Source organism: Pedobacter frigoris (assembly GCF_005116445.1).
GTDB classification, from domain to species: domain Bacteria; phylum Bacteroidota; class Bacteroidia; order Sphingobacteriales; family Sphingobacteriaceae; genus Pedobacter; species Pedobacter frigoris.
The window spans coordinates 259719-276598 of sequence record NZ_SWBQ01000001.1; the positions used below are offsets into that span (position 1 = coordinate 259719).

16 protein-coding genes are annotated in these 16880 nt (G+C 38.3%); 8 read left to right on the top strand and 8 right to left on the bottom strand.

Features of this window, described 5'->3' with window-relative positions:
- Together FA047_RS01010 and pfkA are read right to left on the bottom strand one after the other, a co-directional pair.
- Entirely contained in the window at nucleotides 1–843 is an 843-nt protein-coding gene (locus tag FA047_RS01010; RefSeq protein WP_136834130.1) for a hypothetical protein, read from the bottom strand.
- A 3-nt stretch (nucleotides 844–846) separates the two neighbouring features.
- Nucleotides 847–1833, bottom strand: coding sequence for a 6-phosphofructokinase (gene pfkA, locus FA047_RS01015; protein WP_136834131.1), 987 nt, complete (start codon nucleotides 1831–1833; stop codon nucleotides 847–849).
- A gap of 359 nt (nucleotides 1834–2192) precedes the next feature.
- On the opposite strand from pfkA, the gene FA047_RS01020 reads away from it, so the two are divergent.
- Complete coding sequence (locus FA047_RS01020) at nucleotides 2193–2882, top strand: NUDIX hydrolase (RefSeq protein WP_136834132.1); 690 nt, start codon at nucleotides 2193–2195, stop codon at nucleotides 2880–2882.
- A 68-nt stretch (nucleotides 2883–2950) separates the two neighbouring features.
- On the opposite strand, the gene FA047_RS01025 is transcribed toward FA047_RS01020, so the two are convergent.
- Nucleotides 2951–3808 (bottom strand): N-acetylglucosamine kinase, encoded by an 858-nt coding sequence (locus FA047_RS01025; RefSeq protein WP_136834133.1) that lies wholly within the window; start codon nucleotides 3806–3808, stop codon nucleotides 2951–2953.
- Between the two features lie 400 nt (nucleotides 3809–4208).
- Between FA047_RS01025 and FA047_RS01030 the strand changes: the two genes are divergently transcribed.
- The 3 genes from FA047_RS01030 to FA047_RS01040 are packed head-to-tail and all read left to right on the top strand — an operon-like array spanning nucleotide 4209 to nucleotide 7341.
- Nucleotides 4209–5249: a threonine aldolase family protein gene (locus FA047_RS01030; protein WP_136834134.1), complete on the top strand. Its 1041-nt coding sequence runs from the start codon at nucleotides 4209–4211 to the stop codon at nucleotides 5247–5249.
- A 14-nt stretch (nucleotides 5250–5263) separates the two neighbouring features.
- The gene (gene accC / locus FA047_RS01035; protein ID WP_136834135.1) at nucleotides 5264–6754 is read left to right on the top strand and encodes an acetyl-CoA carboxylase biotin carboxylase subunit; all 1491 of its coding nucleotides are present in this window, start codon (nucleotides 5264–5266) and stop codon (nucleotides 6752–6754) included.
- Nucleotides 6755–6756: 2 nt separating this feature from the next.
- A complete protein-coding gene (locus FA047_RS01040; RefSeq protein WP_136834136.1) occupies nucleotides 6757–7341 on the top strand; it encodes a riboflavin synthase in 585 nt (194 codons plus the stop codon).
- On the opposite strand, the gene FA047_RS01045 is transcribed toward FA047_RS01040, so the two are convergent.
- A complete protein-coding gene (locus FA047_RS01045; protein WP_136834137.1) occupies nucleotides 7342–8490 on the bottom strand; it encodes a tetratricopeptide repeat protein in 1149 nt (382 codons plus the stop codon). It abuts the gene before it with no gap.
- Between the two features lie 184 nt (nucleotides 8491–8674).
- Between FA047_RS01045 and FA047_RS01050 the strand changes: the two genes are divergently transcribed.
- On the top strand, nucleotides 8675–8974 hold the full coding sequence (locus tag FA047_RS01050; protein WP_136834138.1) for a hypothetical protein: 300 nt from the start codon (nucleotides 8675–8677) through the stop codon (nucleotides 8972–8974).
- A 21-nt stretch (nucleotides 8975–8995) separates the two neighbouring features.
- On the opposite strand, the gene FA047_RS01055 is transcribed toward FA047_RS01050, so the two are convergent.
- The gene (locus tag FA047_RS01055; protein WP_136834139.1) at nucleotides 8996–10771 is read right to left on the bottom strand and encodes a sensor histidine kinase; all 1776 of its coding nucleotides are present in this window, start codon (nucleotides 10769–10771) and stop codon (nucleotides 8996–8998) included.
- A 148-nt stretch (nucleotides 10772–10919) separates the two neighbouring features.
- On the opposite strand from FA047_RS01055, the gene FA047_RS01060 reads away from it, so the two are divergent.
- On the top strand, nucleotides 10920–11510 hold the full coding sequence (locus FA047_RS01060) for a porin family protein (RefSeq protein WP_136834140.1): 591 nt from the start codon (nucleotides 10920–10922) through the stop codon (nucleotides 11508–11510).
- A gap of 112 nt (nucleotides 11511–11622) precedes the next feature.
- Nucleotides 11623–11904 (top strand): hypothetical protein, encoded by a 282-nt coding sequence (locus FA047_RS01065; protein ID WP_136834141.1) that lies wholly within the window; start codon nucleotides 11623–11625, stop codon nucleotides 11902–11904.
- On the opposite strand, the gene FA047_RS01070 is transcribed toward FA047_RS01065, so the two are convergent.
- The 3 genes from FA047_RS01070 to FA047_RS01080 all read right to left on the bottom strand — a co-directional run bounded on the left by FA047_RS01070 (nucleotide 11901) and on the right by FA047_RS01080 (nucleotide 15400).
- A complete protein-coding gene (locus FA047_RS01070; protein ID WP_136834142.1) occupies nucleotides 11901–12821 on the bottom strand; it encodes a YihY/virulence factor BrkB family protein in 921 nt (306 codons plus the stop codon). The two genes, FA047_RS01065 and FA047_RS01070, sit on opposite strands and share 4 nt — an antisense overlap.
- Before the next feature lie 161 nt (nucleotides 12822–12982).
- On the bottom strand, nucleotides 12983–14113 hold the full coding sequence (hppD, locus tag FA047_RS01075; protein ID WP_136834143.1) for a 4-hydroxyphenylpyruvate dioxygenase: 1131 nt from the start codon (nucleotides 14111–14113) through the stop codon (nucleotides 12983–12985).
- Between the two features lie 126 nt (nucleotides 14114–14239).
- Nucleotides 14240–15400: a homogentisate 1,2-dioxygenase gene (locus tag FA047_RS01080; protein ID WP_136834144.1), complete on the bottom strand. Its 1161-nt coding sequence runs from the start codon at nucleotides 15398–15400 to the stop codon at nucleotides 14240–14242.
- Nucleotides 15401–15793: 393 nt separating this feature from the next.
- Here FA047_RS01080 and FA047_RS01085 point away from each other — a divergent pair, with 393 nt between their 5' ends.
- Nucleotides 15794–16792 (top strand): fumarylacetoacetate hydrolase family protein, encoded by a 999-nt coding sequence (locus tag FA047_RS01085; RefSeq protein ID WP_136834145.1) that lies wholly within the window; start codon nucleotides 15794–15796, stop codon nucleotides 16790–16792.
- Nucleotides 16793–16880 lie beyond the last annotated feature (88 nt).

Below are 16880 nucleotides of genomic sequence, written 5' to 3' on the forward strand. Positions count from 1 at the left end.
TTAATTTGAATAGTAGTTTAGTAAATTGTATATTGGTTCTTTAGTAATAGAAGTAATTTCAACGTTAAATTTTTTAGCAGTCTGTCGCAGTTCATCCTGAAAGCTTCCGGCCACAAGTCCGATAAAATGTATTTCTTTTCCGGGGTGCTGCGCTATAGTAGGGAGCATATAAGTCTTGAAATAGGTTTCAAAAGATTTGGTGACTACGTCAAGTATGTATTTATTGTTACGGTTCTCCAGGAAGAAATCAAAAAAAGAACTTAGAAACTGCTGAGCCATTGGTTTTTTGTACACCCTTTCCAGAATTTGAGGTCTGTCAAGGTTGTATTTTGATTCGAATTGTTTTTGCAGGTCTGAAGGAAGTTTTTCCTGAATAAAGCTTTTTACGATGGTTTTGCCAAGATGATTCGAAGATCCTTCGTCACCGAGAATATAGCCCAGGCCAAAATTGTTTTTTTCCGGCGTCTTGCCGTCAAAATAAGCGCAATGTGCACCACTGCTCAATATGCCTATAATTCCTGTATTGTTGTAGCAAGCGGATATTGCAGCGCCAGAAATGTCATCCTTAACAGTAATCTTGCTGTGCTTAAAGAACAATCCCAATGTTTCTGCAAGTTCATTTCTTCGTTCAGGAGAAGAAGCGCCCGCTGCAAAAACATATATCTTTTTTATGCTTTCCGCATGATTGATCAGGGTAGTCTTTTTATTCAGCGCCTGAAGGATTGATTTTTGATCGTTAAAGCACGGATTGATTCCAGGCATTGTACATTCGGCGATGGTTTTACCGTCTCTGGCTATTTTCCAGAATGCCGTTTTTGATCCGCTATAAACTACTGCTATCATACGCTATATTGATAAAACTTTAGTCATCTCTAAAAGGTCACTTTCCAGTTTAAAGGAGTGCTTTGTGAGTGCTTCTTCAATATCAGTTGTTACGATGTCATTGCCACGTAAGCCTACCATTTGCATGGTATTTCCTTTCAAAAGTTCATTCACAGCTGCAAAACCTAACCTGCTTCCCAGTATCCTGTCGAAGCTGCTTGGACTTCCTCCCCGCTGAAGATGGCCTAAGATAGTTACTTTTGTATCATAGTGGTTAAATCTCTCCTTAACTTTTTTTGCAATATCATAAGCGCCACCCTGTTTATGACCTTCAGATACGATTACAATACTTGAGGATTTTTTAGTTGAGGCACCGGCCTCAAGCTGACTGATCAGTTCATCGAGACTGGTTTCTTTTTCAGGTAATAAAACAGCTTCAGCACCGCTCGCAATTGAGCTTCTCAATGCGATGCAGCCAGAATCCCTGCCCATTACTTCTATGAAAAACAGGCGGTCGTGTGAGTCTGCGGTATCTCTTATTTTATCAATGGCTTCAATAACGGTATTGATTGCGGTGTCGTAACCTAAGGTAAAGTCGGATCCATATAAGTCATTGTCAATGGTACCTGGTACACCCATTACCCTGACTCCGTATTTATGACCGAAGCGCTGTGCTCCTGTAAAAGTTCCGTCTCCTCCGATTACCACAAGACCATCAATATCTCTTGCTTTGAGGTTTTGAAAGGCTATCTCCATTCCTTCTTCGGTCTTGAATTCTAAACAGCGGGCTGTCTTTAATACTGTACCTCCTAAGTGAATGATATTGCTTACCGATCTGGCATCCATGGGATTGATGTTGTTATTGATCAGTCCCTGATAACCTTGCAAAACTCCAAACATATTTATACCATTGTATATTCCGGTTCTTATCACTGCCCTTATACAGGCATTCATTCCGGGAGCATCTCCTCCAGATGTCAATACAGCAATATTTTTGATGTTTGGTTTCATGATTTATTTATACGAATATAGCGTGTATTTTTTACACTAAGTAATTTATTTTGCATTTTTACATGTAATTAGGAAGCAAGTATATTTATTTGCTTTAATAATTAAAAATTTAATACCTGGGTATAGGCCATGTTTGTATACCGGATTTTTAATCCTGAAAGGTATTAAAAAATTTGTTTTCATTGGATTACGTGAATTCAATATATATTTGCATTTTGCTAAAAAGATTTTAGCACTTAAAAGGTCTTAAACCGGCCTGGAAAAGTAATAAAGACAAAAAAATAGGTTACAGTGGGGATGTTAAATTGACAGTCTGCTGTATTAGATAAAAAGGTTGCATCACTAAAAAGATAAATGTTTTGAAAGAAGTCTTGCCGCAATTTAATTCCACGTTCTCAATTGATTGTGTGGTTTTTGGATTTGATGAAGGAGAATTGAAGATTCTTTTAATTGAAAGAAATGAAGAGCCATTTAAGGATTGGTGGGCCTTGCCAGGTAATATTGTAGAGGAGAATGAAAGTCTGGACCAGTCTGCCTCAAGGATTTTACATGAATTGACGGGCTTGAGCAACATTTATATGGAACAGTACTATACTTTTGGTGATGTAAACAGGCATCCTCAGGGTCGTGTTGTGAGTATTGCTTATTATGCACTGTTGAGATTGGGAGGAGACAAAGCCTTAAAACCTATCAGCAGTTATGCAAAAAAGGCAAATTGGATTAATGTAAAAGACCTCCCAAAACTGGCATTTGATCATCAGAAGATCTTTGATAAGGGGCTTGAGAAAATCAAGAGACGTATCAAACATCAGCCTATTGCATTTGAATTATTACCTGAGAAATTTACTTTAACACAGCTACAGAATGTTTATGAGGTTATTTTAAATAAGAAGCTGGATAAGAGGAACTTTAGGAAAAAGATGCTGAGTTTTGGCGTGCTTAAGGATCTTGAAGAAAAACAGCAGGGGGTTTCTTTTAGAGCTGCTACATTATATAAGTTTGATAAAAGGAGATATGCAAAATTATTTGGTAAGGAGATTTCTTTTTAACTGAAATTGACTGATATTAAAAAAGCTCCCTGAATATTTGTTCAGGGAGCTTTTTTATATATGCTGGATTATTTTGTTGCGATATGCAAGTGGTAATCTACCAGGTCATCTATAGGAGAGCGGATGATTTTTCCAATGCCCATTTCGTATCTGTCTGCAACAATGCTGAGGATATCCCTGAAGCTATATCCTACAGATCCCACACAGTTTAAAGTGTAATCTTTATAATTAGGGTAGTGAACTACCAGGTTTTCAAAGAAAGCGGTGAATGCATATTCAACAGTAGCAAATGTATAATCTTCGTAATTGTCCTTGAAGTCGTACAAGAACTTACTGAAGCTTGCACAAAAGCGATTTGGAAGAGGCTTGTTATAAATATGGTCGAATATATCTTCGTTTGTCAATGCGAAATTGTCATAGAAACTTTCTCTAAGCCCTTTAGGCATGTATCCTTTCATGTAATCAGAAAGAATTCTTTTGCCTATAAAACAACCGCTGCCTTCGTCACCAAGGAAATATCCTAAAGAATCAATATTCAAAGAAATATCTTTTCCATCATATAGGCATGAGTTTGTTCCGGTTCCTAAAATTGCAGCAAATCCCTGATTGTCACCAAGTAATGCGCGGCAGGAAGCCAGTAAATCATGACCAATATTAATTTGTGCGTTAGGGAAGACCTGTTGCATTGCATCGGCAACAATCTTGCGTTTCGCATCAGTAGAACAGCCCGCACCATAGTAATTCACCTCGGTCAGTTTTTCTGTTTCAAGGAAGTCGGGTAACGACTTGTTCAAAGATTCAACAATGTATTCTGTCGTTGAAAAATATGGATTATAGCCTTCAGTGTTGAAAAGAATTTTTCTTCCGGCTTCGTTGATTAAACACCAATTGGTTTTGGTTGAACCACCATCTGCAATAACTATCATCTTAATTTGTTTTTTTCGGGCTAAAAGTAAATATTTCTAACACTTTTGTATGGTTTCTTCTCATAAATTTAATTTCTTTTATTTTGGTTCATTTTTGTTTTTCTGCATTCAGGTAGTTGAAAACAGTGCTTTTTAAAATTTTGCTCGTGATTTTAAGGTTACCATATTGTTAAAAAAACACTAAGCTAAAATACGCTTGTTATTTTAAAATCCAAATTTTAAAAAAATCAGTCCATCCGCACTTTGTTTGGTCCCGGTTTCCAGATGTTTATAAACTAAGAAAAATGCGCCTGATTGTGGATTTTTGCCAATATAGAATAGTTTATTTTGTTTTATAAGAAAAATAGATTTGTAATATGGTATTTTGCAACATTTCCTCTTTTATAGATGTATTAAAAATATGTTAAGAAAAATAGATTTGCGAAGTGATACAGTAACAAAGCCTACTGCAGGCATGCTTGATGCGATGATGAATGCAAAGGTAGGTGATGATGTCTTTGGAGAAGATGAAACCGTAGATGCTTTAGAAAATAAGCTTTCAGAGCTTTTCGGCAAGGAAGCGGGGTTGTTTTGTCCGTCAGGTACCATGACAAATCAAATTGCAATTAAGTGTTTTACCCAACCATTGGACGAAGTAATATGCGATCAGACGGCACATGTGTACAGGTATGAAGGAGGAGGGATCGCTTTTCATTCTGCGGCATCAGTAAGGCTGCTTCATGGTGAGCGGGGCATTCTGACGCCTGAACTAATAGAGCCGGAAATCAATGAGCCAAATATTCACTATCCAAATTCGAGCCTGGTTGTATTGGAGAATACTGTGAATAAAGGTGGAGGTGCTTGTTATAGTTTGGCTCAAATAGAGCCAATCCATACACTATGTAATATAAAAGAACTGAAGCTTCATCTTGATGGGGCAAGAATATTTAATGCGCTCGCAGCTACAGGGGATAAACCTGAAAATTATGGGAAATACTTCGACGGGATTTCGGTATGCTTATCTAAGGGACTAGGCGCGCCTGTAGGTTCTGTGTTGCTTGGTAGCAAAGAGATGATTAAGAGGGCTGTTAGGGTGAGAAAGGCTTTTGGCGGAGGGATGCGACAGGCCGGATTTCTTGCTGCAGCAGGCATTTATGCTTTAGACCATCATGTAGGAAGGTTGACCGTAGATCATACCCACGCCAGGGCATTGGCCGCAGCATTAGGTCAGGTAAAGTATGTAGCATCTGTAATGCCTGTAGAGACAAATATTGTGATTTTCAAAATAGAAGGGAACTTTAAAGCTGCTTCTATTGTACAGCAATTTTTGGAAAGAGGGATTTTATGCACTACTACTGGTCCGGATACGATTAGAATGGTGACTCATCTGGATATTTCTCCCGAAATGATAGATAGTGCGATAGAAAATATAATACATTTGAATCCATCAGCTCATAAATAAAACTTTCTTTATCAATGAATAAAATCTTAATAGCCAATAGAGGTGAGATTGCATTACGTATCATGCGTTCCGCACGTGAAATGGGTATAAAAACCGTAGCCGTTTATTCTGAAGCAGACAGGACCGCACTTCATGTATTGTATGCAGATGAAGCCGTGTGTATTGGTCCGGCCCCCTCAAATCAATCCTACCTTCTGGGGGAGAAGATTATCGAAGCCTGCAAGCTTACTGGTGCAGAAGCTATACATCCGGGCTATGGCTTCCTATCAGAGAATGCTGCTTTTGCCAGATTGGTAAAAGCCTCCGGACTGGTTCTTATTGGTCCAACTCCGGAAGCAATGGAGATTATGGGAAATAAATTGTCTGCTAAAGCAGCTGCTTTGAAGTATGATATTCCTATGGTGCCAGGCACGGAAGAAGCAATTACAGATATTGAAGAGGCAAAAATACGAGCTGTTGAGGTTGGTTTTCCTATCCTGATCAAGGCAGCGGCCGGTGGTGGTGGAAAGGGAATGAGGATCGTAGAAAAGGAAAGTGATTTCGAAGAGCAAATGCATCTTGCCGTAAGTGAGGCTACTTCCGCATTTGGTGACGGGTCTGTTTTTATTGAACGCTATGTATCCTCTCCACGCCACATTGAAATTCAGGTGCTGGGAGATACACATGGTAATATTGTTCATCTCTTTGAAAGGGAATGTTCTATTCAGCGCAGACATCAAAAGGTGATTGAAGAAGCTCCGTCAAGCATATTGACAGAGGAAATACGCCAGCGTATGGGAGCATGTGCTGTTGATGTTGCGCGTTCTGTGAATTACGTTGGTGCCGGTACTGTCGAGTTTATATTGGATGAGAACCTGGATTTCTTCTTCCTGGAAATGAATACCCGTCTTCAGGTTGAGCATCCTGTAACGGAGATGATCACCGGTCTGGATCTGGTAAAAGAGCAGATCAAAATTGCCAGGGGGGAGCAGCTTTCCTATCAGCAATCGGACTTGAAAATTAGTGGGCATGCTATTGAATTGAGGGTTTATGCGGAAGATCCGGAAAATAACTTCCTGCCGGATATCGGTGTGTTGCAGACTTATAAAACGCCTAAAGGTTATGGAGTGAGGGTTGATGATGGTTTTGAACAGGGAATGGAAATTCCTATTTATTACGATCCCATGATTGCAAAACTCATCACCTATGGAAAGAATAGGGAGGAAGCCATTGAGCGAATGGTGAGGGCAATAGATGAATATGACATTACAGGTATAAAAACAACCTTAAACTTTGGGAAATTTGTGATGAACCATAAGGCATTTAAGACGGGTGAGTTTGATACACATTTTGTGGGTAAGTATTTTAATGCCGATAGCCTCAAAACTCAGGATGATAATGAAGCGCTGATGGCTGCAGTATTTGCTGCACAATCATTTAAAAAACAATCCATTGTCACGACACAGCAAAATCAGACTGAAAGTGTTAGTGCCTGGAGAAAAAGTAGAACAATGTTTAATTCTTAAAAATGTTTACAGGAATAATAGAAACTTTAGGTGAGGTTGTTGATGTCGTGACTGAAGGTACAAACCGTCATTACACTGTTAAATCTGCCATTAGTCATGAATTAAAAATAGATCAAAGTGTGGCCCATAACGGTGTATGCCTTACTGTTGTAGCACTAAGTGCGGATACGCATACCGTAACAGCAATAGATGAAACGCTTCAAAAAACTAACCTTAATGAACTTGAGAAAGGGAACCCGGTGAATCTTGAACGCTGCATGCAGATGAACGGACGATTGGACGGACATATTGTACAGGGACATGTAGATCAGACAGCAATATGCATAAAACGCACGGCACTGGATGGCAGCTGGGAATACCGCTTTAAATATGATGCAGGCAGGGGGAATGTAACTGTAGAGAAAGGATCGGTTTGTGTCAATGGAATTAGCCTGACTGTTGTCGGCTCTACTAATAACGAATTTTCTGTATTCATCATCCCTTATACTTTTGAGCATACCAATCTTAAGGAAGTTCGGGAAGGTGATGCTGTTAACGTAGAGTTTGATATCATCGGTAAATACGTAGCCAGACTGATTGAGAGATAGCTATTTTTTCAATTCCTCTATCTTCCGTTTGATAAAGATGATCAGCTTTGGCTGTTGCTTTTCATCAATGGTTTTCAGGTATTGTTCATAATAGGTTAAAGCATTTTTTTTGTCATTGAGTTTGGTTTCGTATACCAATGCTATATTGTACAGCAGGCTTCCATTGTTTTCAAACTGGAGGCCTTTTTTGTAGGCATTGTTTGCGTCGTCATTTTTATTGGTCATTTCAAAAGAATCGCCCAATAATCCATAGTAAGTGGCGATTTTTGGGGATACGCCTTCTTTGATCGCATTCTGGAGGTAAGGTATCGCATTTTTATAATCCTTTATCCCTCTATAGCTCATCCCGATATTATAAAGGAGGGTTTCATTGTCGGCAGATTTATCGCTGATTAGCAGAAAGTATTTAAGTGCATTCTGATAATCGAGAGAAAGAAAATGAGACTTGCCAAGGTTGTTGAGGACGAAAGTAGAGCTGTCACCATAACCCAGAATCTGTTCTCCGGTTTTTATGGCTTCAGGATAATTTTTTTCGGCTACATGCAATGGGATTTTTATTTTGAGTAACCTTAAATTTGTGCTGTCTGCTTTTAAAGCCGGTTCAAGTGTTTGCTTTAGTTTATGGAATGCTCCGGTTTTGAAATAGATTTCGCATAGGTCAAAGACAATGTCAGCATCAATAGGATTGAGTCTATTGGCCGTTAGCAGGTAGGAAATTTTTTTATTGTTAATATCCTCTTTCGTCAAATAAGCAAGTTTTTTATAAGCACTGAAGTTGGCACTGTCAATTTTAATAACCTCCTGATAATATGATTTGGCTTTTGATTCATTGCCACGCCGGGTATTTATATCGGCCAGACTAAACAGAACAGGCAGACTCGTTGGATTTTGAGTGTAAAGTTTCAGGTAGTACTTTTCTGCATCAGCGTATTTGCCGCCCATTAAATTGGCATAAGCAAGTTGTGTCAATGCCTTCGGATCATCGACGCCATCCTTATAAATACTTTGAAGATATTGCGCTGCTTCAGCGTAGCGTTGAGACTGATAATATTCCAGTACTTTTTCATTATCAAGTGTAGCAGTGTTTTGGGCATCGGAGATTTGATAGCAACTTGCAATAAAAAAAAGTAATAGAAATAGCTTCTTCATAACGATATTTATTAATTGGTAACTAAAGTATTAGTTATTTGATGTTATTGCAAATGTCAATTCAAGTTATAAACGACAAAAGAAGCAAAACTAATGCCTCGTTCAGATTGCTTAAAACATCTTGGCAAGGTAATTGGTTGATTAGGTATATAAAAACAGAATATTTACCTTAATTAAATAACATATGGATACGTTAAAAAAGTTCGAATTGATGGAAAAAATTGTGAGAGAGTTAGAAGACTTACAACATTCTCAGCAGGCAATTATTCAGAAAATTGGAAAAATAGAGGTTGATAATATTGAATTAGGAGATAAGAAACTTGACAAAGACTTGCCTGATATGCATCAAAGGGTGGCAGATAACCTGGATACCATAGTTGGCATTCTTGATTATTTTGCTGATAAAACCCAAAATTTTGGTAATAAAAACAATGTGGATGCATTGAAAGAACAGCAGGCGATTAATGATGCTACAGGTCAATAGATAATACCGGGAGCTTTCTGATCAGTCAGAAAGCTCTTCTTTTTCAACCGGAATAGATATATAAAAGCTAGACCCTTTTCCAACTTCACTAGTTACCGTTAGTTTACCCCCATTTCTTTCCATAAAATCTTTGCAGACCACAAGTCCCAATCCTGTACCTTTTTCATTCATAGTACCACGTGTAGATAAGTTCTCTCCACTAAATAATTTGCTGATAATATCCCGTGACATGCCTATTCCATTATCGCTGATGCAAAGTTGAATAAAGTGATCCTTGTATACTGCGTTAAGTGTGATCTCACAATTTTCATTACAAAATTTAATGGCGTTGTTGAGGATATTCCTGATCACAATCTGAATCATGAGCATATCTGCATAAACAAGGGCTCCCGGGAACACATCCTGTACAATTCCGATCTTTTTAGAAACGGCTGAAGGAAGATGATAAGTTACTTCATTGACCACTAGGCTTTTCAGGTCAAAATACTCTTTATTAATGCCATGACCTTTCAATTGGCTTCTTGACCAGTGTAGGATATTTTCAAGTAGGTCTGTGGTATATAAAATATCTTTGCTCAGTGCAGGTGATAATGTTTTAAATTCCTCATTGGAGATCTGACCGCTTGAAGTCATTTTAAGTACTTCTGACAAGTTAACCAATGGGCCACGTAAATCGTGGGCGATAATCGAAAAAATTCTGTCCTTAAGATGATTAAGTCTTTGGAGTTCATCTGCCTGAGTTTTTGATCTTAAGGCCTCTTCTCTAAGTGCGGTTAAATCCTGGAGTTTTATAATGATAGCTTCGCTGCTCAGCTGATTTTCATTCAGGAACCTGATATCGGCTTCCGTATCAAGAATGGTATTCTTGAGTTGAATGCTCATCTCCATTTTTCCTGAGCAGTTATTGTTTAAAAAATCAACTAATGACTGCTGGTCCGGTAAAAGATCTGTAATATGTTTGCCTATAATCTTACTATCACCAGCTGATGGAATATATTTTTTAAAAGCGAGATTGTAATCTATGACCCGGTATCTTGTATCCAGCACGATGAATCCATCTTGCATCAATTCCAAAACTTTTTCCCGGGCGACGGGTAATATGTCGAATAACTTAAATCTGTAAATTCCTATTGAAATTAGACAGATTGTCGCGATAAAAGCAAAAGGCGTGAGGTCAAGATTTCCAAGCGGCCTAAAACCGAGTAAATAAACAATGTTTGTTGCCCACGGAATCATTGCAGCAATGATGATACTGTAATTTTGTTTTTTGTAAATACGGTCTGCTTTTCGAAATTTAACAATGAGCAGATAGCTGCCGATGGCTAAAAGAGTATAAAAATATACAGTAAATAACTGATAAGATATACCCGGCATGATATGAACCATAGGAAAATCTCCAGTCAGATCCATGTAATAATATTTATAATGGAGGTTATGGTATTCATTGGTCCATACCAGTAATATTGTTACTATCGGAAAGAAAAGCAGGAGTCCGAGATTATACTTGTTTTTATACCATTTTTCTTTTCCCGAAAGTTTAAGACAGAACAAAAACCAGTTTAATGGTAGGGTAGCAATACCAATATATTCTATGTTGATGAAGAACTTTGCGTGTTGCAGAACACTAGTTGCAAGTTCAAATCCATATGCTAATGCCCAAATGGCATTAGAAAGCATCATAATGCCAAAAAAACGAACCGCACCACCTTCTTTTCTATACACATGATAGGATAAAAAAAGAGTTACAGCTCCACAAAAAATCAATATAATGGAGTAAAAATTAAAGGTAAAATCCATTTAAAAAATTGCCCTAACAATCATTGCAGGTGGTTTAAAATAACATGAGGATTGTTATTAATTATACGATAAAACTACGTAATTTAGTTTTGAATTAAAAATATTCTTATTTTTACATAGATATTAAATATCACATTAATCTTTTTTTATGAAAAAAATCATCTTATCGGTATTACTCGCTTGCTTTAGTCTTGTTGCCTTTAGCCAGGTTATTCCAAGTTTTCAGTTTGGTTTAAAAGGAGGTGCGAATCTCACCAAATTAACTACAGAAAATACGTTTAGCAGTGACAATAAAGCTGGCTACTATGCAGGTGTTTGGGCGCGCATTGGTGCTGCAGGTATTCATTTACAACCGGAGTTGTATATTTCTGGTAAAAATACAACATTAAAGAGAACTGCAGATGGCGCTGAGAACGAAGTTAAATTCACCAGTGTTGATGTACCTGTCCTGGTAGGTACTAAAATTGGTGCAGCCGGTGTAGGCATCCGTTTGAATACTGGTCCTGTCGTGTCATTTATTGTAGACGATAAACAAACTGTAAAAACTGCTGTGGGGAATGTTTTTTCGGGAAACTTTAAAGGTCAGGCTTTTGCTTGGCAGTTCGGTGCTGGCTTGGATGTAGGGAAATTAGGTATTGATTTAAGATATGAAACTGGCCTTTCTAAAATAGGGAAAGATGGTTATGATGATACTAAATTAAGCCTGTTTACATTAGGAGTGGCTTACAGGTTATTTTAACAAACACTAAGTTATTAACATTTTGCTTAAAAGGGTAAACATTAGCTGTTTACCCTTTTTTTTGGCTTTAAAATTGATCATATCTTGATCCCTAACCCTAATCGCTACTATCATGAATATCAAAGAACTATTGCTAAATGGACAAAGCTTCTCAGAGCTATTAAAACAGTTTTCAATTGCAGCTGATGATGTCAAAATTCAGGACGAGGATGTTATTCTTACTGACCACAATTTAGAACATAAGGAAATTGTAAAGGAAAGTATTTGTATAGAGGGAAAGAACAAAGATGGTATCATCAATTTCTTTGGCACCTTACATTATAATCTCCTAAATAAACTTGCTGTATTTGAAATGCAGGGGTTCGAGAAAGTAGTGACGCCCCAGGCTTGCTAGGTATCTTTTAATACTTCTTTTATTTCATAATTATATGCCCCTTTTATTGGGCGTATTGGAGTTTCTTTGTCGTCACTCAAGACCTTTACATAACAGGCTCCGAAATAGAAAATAAAAGAGGAATAAAATACAAACAGCATGATAAGTACTATAGATCCTGATGTCCCGTATACATTGCCAATGCCGCTTAGCGGGAGTAATATCCTTAAAATATATTTGCCAATTGTGAATAATACTGCTGTAAGTAAGCCACCTCGCAGTGATGTTTTCCATGTGGGTCTTCCATTGGTTAGGAACCTGAATAATACTGTGAACCATACCATGACTATTCCTATAAATAGGATTTGATTGAGTACTGATAGGAGAAACTTGCCAAAAGTTGGAGATGCATTATTAACAAAAGAGCCTATAAATCCTTGTATACTGTCTGTTAAAAAGCCAACCATAAATAGCATACCTGCCAGCAAAATAATCACCATGGAACGAGCTCTTAGTTTCATGGTGAACATAAATCCAACATGCTCCTTTTTGCCAATAGACCAGATCTGATCCATTGAGTTTTTAATCACCGTAAATAAGGTAGTGGCTACAAATATAAAAAATACGAAACTGATCAGTGTTGCATACCACTGGTGATCTATTCCTCTGATGTTTCTTAATGTTTGTCTGATCTGAGCGGTACTATCGTCATCCAGAATACTTCCCAATCGGTCAAACAGACGTGATGCAAGTATCTTCCGGTCCATAAAAAACCCAAATAACCTGATGAGTATAAGTAGGATTGGAGGTAAAGCAAAATTGGTGAAAAACGCGGTAGCACCAGCTAAACGAAGGGGGTCGTTTTTTTGAAACAGCTTAAAGGCTGTCTTAAAACGAATAAAAAATAGGTTTATTCTATCGATAATGTTAATTTCCATGCCCCGCTTGGTTGCCTTAAAGCTCGAAAATAGCTATTTTTTTTAAAACAGATTAAATAAAAAAGGGCGCGCTGTTTTGCAGGCACCCTTTAATACCGGTCTTCCGGTGTATTATATAATGTAATTATCCTATATCAAACCCCTTTGTCAGGATAACACAATTATAAATTTCCTCTTAATTCCTGTTCGCGTTCCAGAGATTCAAACAGCGCCTTGAAATTACCTGCACCAAATGATTGAGCACCTTTACGCTGTATAATTTCAAAGAATAGGGTAGGCCTGTCTTCCACTGGTTTTGTGAAAATCTGCAACAAATAACCTTCTTCATCGCAGTCTACCAGGATTCCAAGTTCTTTTAACTGAGCGATTTCTTCGTCAATTTCACCTACACGTTCAGGCATCATATTATAGTAGGCTTCAGGGGGTGCACTTAAAAACTCAACCCCTCGCGCTTTTAATGCCTTCACAGTAGATAAAATGTCTTTAGTTGCTACTGCGACATGCTGCACCCCTTCGCCTTCATAAAATTCAAGATATTCCTCAATTTGTGATTTCTTTTTGCCTTCAGCAGGTTCGTTGATGGGGAATTTAGAAAAACCGTTTCCATTACTCATTACCTTACTCATCAAAGCTGAATATTCGGTATTGATTTGTTTATCATCAAATGAAAGGATATTCACAAAACCCATTACCTCTTCGTACCATTTCACTGTTTCGTTCATCCTGTTCCAGCCCACATTTCCTACACAGTGGTCGATATAAAGCAAGCCTACCTCTTCCGGATTGTAATCACTCTTCCAATCTACATACCCTGGAAGGAATGAACCACTATAGTTTTTGCGCTCAATAAACATGTGGACAGTCTCCCCGTAAGTGTAAATCCCCGACATGCGTACTTCTCCGTTTTCGTCTGTTTGTGTAACAGGCTCCAGGTAAGGTTTCGCACCACGTTTGGTAGTTTCCTCGAAAGCACTGTAAGCATCATCTACCCACAATGCAAGAATTTTAACACCGTCGCCATGTTTTTTCACATGTTCTGATATTACATTATCTGATTTCAAGCCGGTTGTTAAAACTAATCTGATCTTTCCCTGCTGCAATACATATGAAGCACGGTCACGAACCCCTGTTTCAGGTCCGGCATAGGCTACTGACTGGAAACCGAAGGCTGTTTTATAATAATGTGCAGCCTGTTTAGCATTTCCTACATAAAACTCAACATAATCAGTCCCATTGATCGGAAGAAAATCCTGTGCCTTAGCTATTTTTTCTGCAAATGTTTGTGTTGACATTTTGTTTTTTATTTGAATAATAAGTTAGTTTTCTTTTATTTTTTATTTCACCTTCAAAATTCTGTATACTGAACTGGCGTGTGAAATCCTCCTTTTGGATTTCGAGTCAGTGAGGTGTATTGAATTTTAATCCTCTTGCCAGCTTTTGTGGTAGTTTTCATCCTCTATTGCTACAGCATCTTCTGTCAGCATTAAAGGACGAAAAGGGTCAATCATTACGGCAAGTTCTTCTGTGCTTTCCTTTCCTATAGATTTTTCCACAGTGCCCGGATGAGGACCATGTGGAATACCTCCCGGATGTAAGGTGATCTGTCCTTTTACCACGCTCTTTCTGCTCATGAAATCGCCGTCAACATAATACAATACCTCGTCACTGTCTACATTACTGTGGTTGTATGGAGCAGGTATTGAAAGCGGGTGATAATCGTACTTGCGGGGCACAAAAGAACAGATTACAAAATTATGTCCTTCAAAGGTCTGGTGTACCGGAGGCGGCTGGTGCAATCTGCCGGTAATCGGTTCAAAATCATGTATTGAAAATGCCCATGGATAATGAAAGCCATCCCAGCCTACAAAATCGAAAGGATGTGTTCCGTACACGTAGGGATACATTATACCTTGTTTTTTGATGAGTACTTTAAAGTCTCCATATTCGTCAATCGTTTCCAGATCCTGTGGTCTTTTAATATCACGCTCACAGAAAGGAGAATGTTCTTCCAGCTGCCCAAAAGCATTTCTGTAACGTTTAGGTGTCCGGATAGGACTAAAACTTTCTACAATAAACAACCTGTTTTTTTCATCGTTGAACTCCATCTGATAAATGGTGCCACGGGGCACTACGAGGTAGTCACCATATTCAAAACTGATCTTTCCAAAGCCCGTTTTTAATGTACCGCTACCTTCATGAATGAAAATTACTTCATCTGCCTGGCTGTTCTTATAAAAGTAATCAGTCATAGACTTTCTAGGAGCGGCTAGTGAAATATGCAGATCGTTGTTTACCAGTACGGGCTTGCGGCTTTTCAGGTAATCATCTTCCGGTTTAATGTTGAATCCGATCAGACTGGTATGACGCAAATGTTTTTCCCTTGCGATTTTAGGCTCTACAGAATACGGTTCACCTAATGATTTTACAATAGTGGGTGGGTGACAATGGTAAACAAGTGAGTACAAGCTTGAAAAACCTTCAGTCGAAACCAGTTCTTCTGCATACAATTTACCGTCAGGTTTACGAAAAACCGTATGTCTTTTAGCAGGTATGGTTCCTAACGTATGATAAATTGGCATAGCTAAGGTTATATGTGGTTAAAATGATATAAATAATAACGATTAAAACGTTGAAAACGTTTTAAATAAGAGCATCGGAAAAAGATAGAGGCCTAAATGGAGTATTGGGCGAAAATAAGTTTGGAAAGCATGGCGTACCTAAAAGAGGCCAGTGCTTGTCTGGCTATTTGGTTTTGATATATGAAGCTGCTATGTGCCATGTTCTTTTACGTCTGCTAAAGTAATTATTAAATCTCGCAATAGCCAAACTATAACCTAAATATTATACTCAGAAATATTTTATGACCATGTTTGCTGTAATTTTATCTAGCTTTGGACAACTACTTAATATAACTGATCATAAGAGGGTATGGATCCATGGCCTGCATATGACAACTAAAAAACAAAATATAGATGAAACTGGTATCCTATAAAACAGAAGACAGAGAACACCTTGGTGTTTTTGTAAACGGACACATTTACAATTTAAATTCCTGCGACAAGCAACTTCCTGATGAAATGAATGCGTTTCTACAAGGCGGTGAGGTCTTAATGGAACGTGCAAAAAAGGTAGATGCCCAGATCAAGTCAAAAGAACTTGAGCCTAAAGAAGAAGTATTTTTTGAATTGCTGGCACCTGTTCCGCATCCAACTTCATGTCGCGATGGGTACGCCTTTCGTCAGCATGTAGCTGCAGCACGCAGAAACCGTAAGGTGGATATGATTGCTGAATTTGACCAGTATCCTATATTTTATTTCACTAACCATAATGCCATTCAGGGGCCTGGTGAAATTGAATGCATGCCTGATCATTTTCAGAAACTTGACTTTGAGCTGGAAGTTGCAGTTGTGATTGGCAAAAAAGGGCGTAATGTTACAGCTGCAGAAGCAGATAGTTATATTGCCGGTTACACGATAATGAATGATATGAGCGCCAGGACACTTCAAATGGAAGAAATGTTGTTGAACCTTGGCCCGGCAAAAGGTAAGGATTTCTCTACTGTAATCGGGCCATGGCTTGTGACTCCTGATGAACTAGAACAATATAAAACAGAAGCGAAATCTGGGCATACCGGTGATGCATATAATCTTAAGATGACTTGCACTGTAAATGGGGTAGAGGTATCAGCAGGAAATATGGCTGATATGGACTGGACATTTGCGGAAATTATAGAACGCTGTGCTTATGGTGTAGATATACTTCCTGGTGATGTAATCGGCTCAGGAACAGTAGGTACAGGCTGTTTTCTTGAATTAAATGGTACAGGCTTGTTAAACGATCCTAATTTCAAACCACAATGGCTACAGGACGGCGATGTGGTCGAAATGGAAATTATCGGACTTGGTCATTTGAGCAATACCATCAAGAGGACAGATACAGAGTTCTCTATTTTGGCATTGAAAAAGAAATAGTTTATCTTCCGTCAATCTCGACGATAGGAGAGATCTCTTGCTTAGACAGGTTCAGGAGATCTCTCGTGCCTCGAGATGACGAACATCT

Bases quoted from the DNA above. Each gene is read 5' to 3' on its own strand.
- FA047_RS01010 (WP_136834130.1), bottom strand. From the start codon at position 843: ATGATAGCAGTAGTTTATAGCGGATCAAAAACGGCATTCTGGAAAATA.
- pfkA (WP_136834131.1), bottom strand. From the start codon at position 1,833: ATGAAACCAAACATCAAAAATATTGCTGTATTGACATCTGGAGGAGAT.
- FA047_RS01025 (WP_136834133.1), bottom strand. From the start codon at position 3,808: ATGATAGTTATTGCAGATGGTGGTTCAACCAAAACCAATTGGTGTTTA.
- FA047_RS01030 (WP_136834134.1), top strand. From the start codon at position 4,209: ATGTTAAGAAAAATAGATTTGCGAAGTGATACAGTAACAAAGCCTACT.
- accC (WP_136834135.1), top strand. From the start codon at position 5,264: ATGAATAAAATCTTAATAGCCAATAGAGGTGAGATTGCATTACGTATC.
- FA047_RS01040 (WP_136834136.1), top strand. From the start codon at position 6,757: ATGTTTACAGGAATAATAGAAACTTTAGGTGAGGTTGTTGATGTCGTG.
- FA047_RS01045 (WP_136834137.1), bottom strand. From the start codon at position 8,490: ATGAAGAAGCTATTTCTATTACTTTTTTTTATTGCAAGTTGCTATCAA.
- FA047_RS01050 (WP_136834138.1), top strand. From the start codon at position 8,675: ATGGATACGTTAAAAAAGTTCGAATTGATGGAAAAAATTGTGAGAGAG.
- FA047_RS01055 (WP_136834139.1), bottom strand. From the start codon at position 10,771: ATGGATTTTACCTTTAATTTTTACTCCATTATATTGATTTTTTGTGGA.
- FA047_RS01060 (WP_136834140.1), top strand. From the start codon at position 10,920: ATGAAAAAAATCATCTTATCGGTATTACTCGCTTGCTTTAGTCTTGTT.
- FA047_RS01065 (WP_136834141.1), top strand. From the start codon at position 11,623: ATGAATATCAAAGAACTATTGCTAAATGGACAAAGCTTCTCAGAGCTA.
- FA047_RS01070 (WP_136834142.1), bottom strand. From the start codon at position 12,821: ATGGAAATTAACATTATCGATAGAATAAACCTATTTTTTATTCGTTTT.
- hppD (WP_136834143.1), bottom strand. From the start codon at position 14,113: ATGTCAACACAAACATTTGCAGAAAAAATAGCTAAGGCACAGGATTTT.
- FA047_RS01080 (WP_136834144.1), bottom strand. From the start codon at position 15,400: ATGCCAATTTATCATACGTTAGGAACCATACCTGCTAAAAGACATACG.
- FA047_RS01085 (WP_136834145.1), top strand. From the start codon at position 15,794: ATGAAACTGGTATCCTATAAAACAGAAGACAGAGAACACCTTGGTGTT.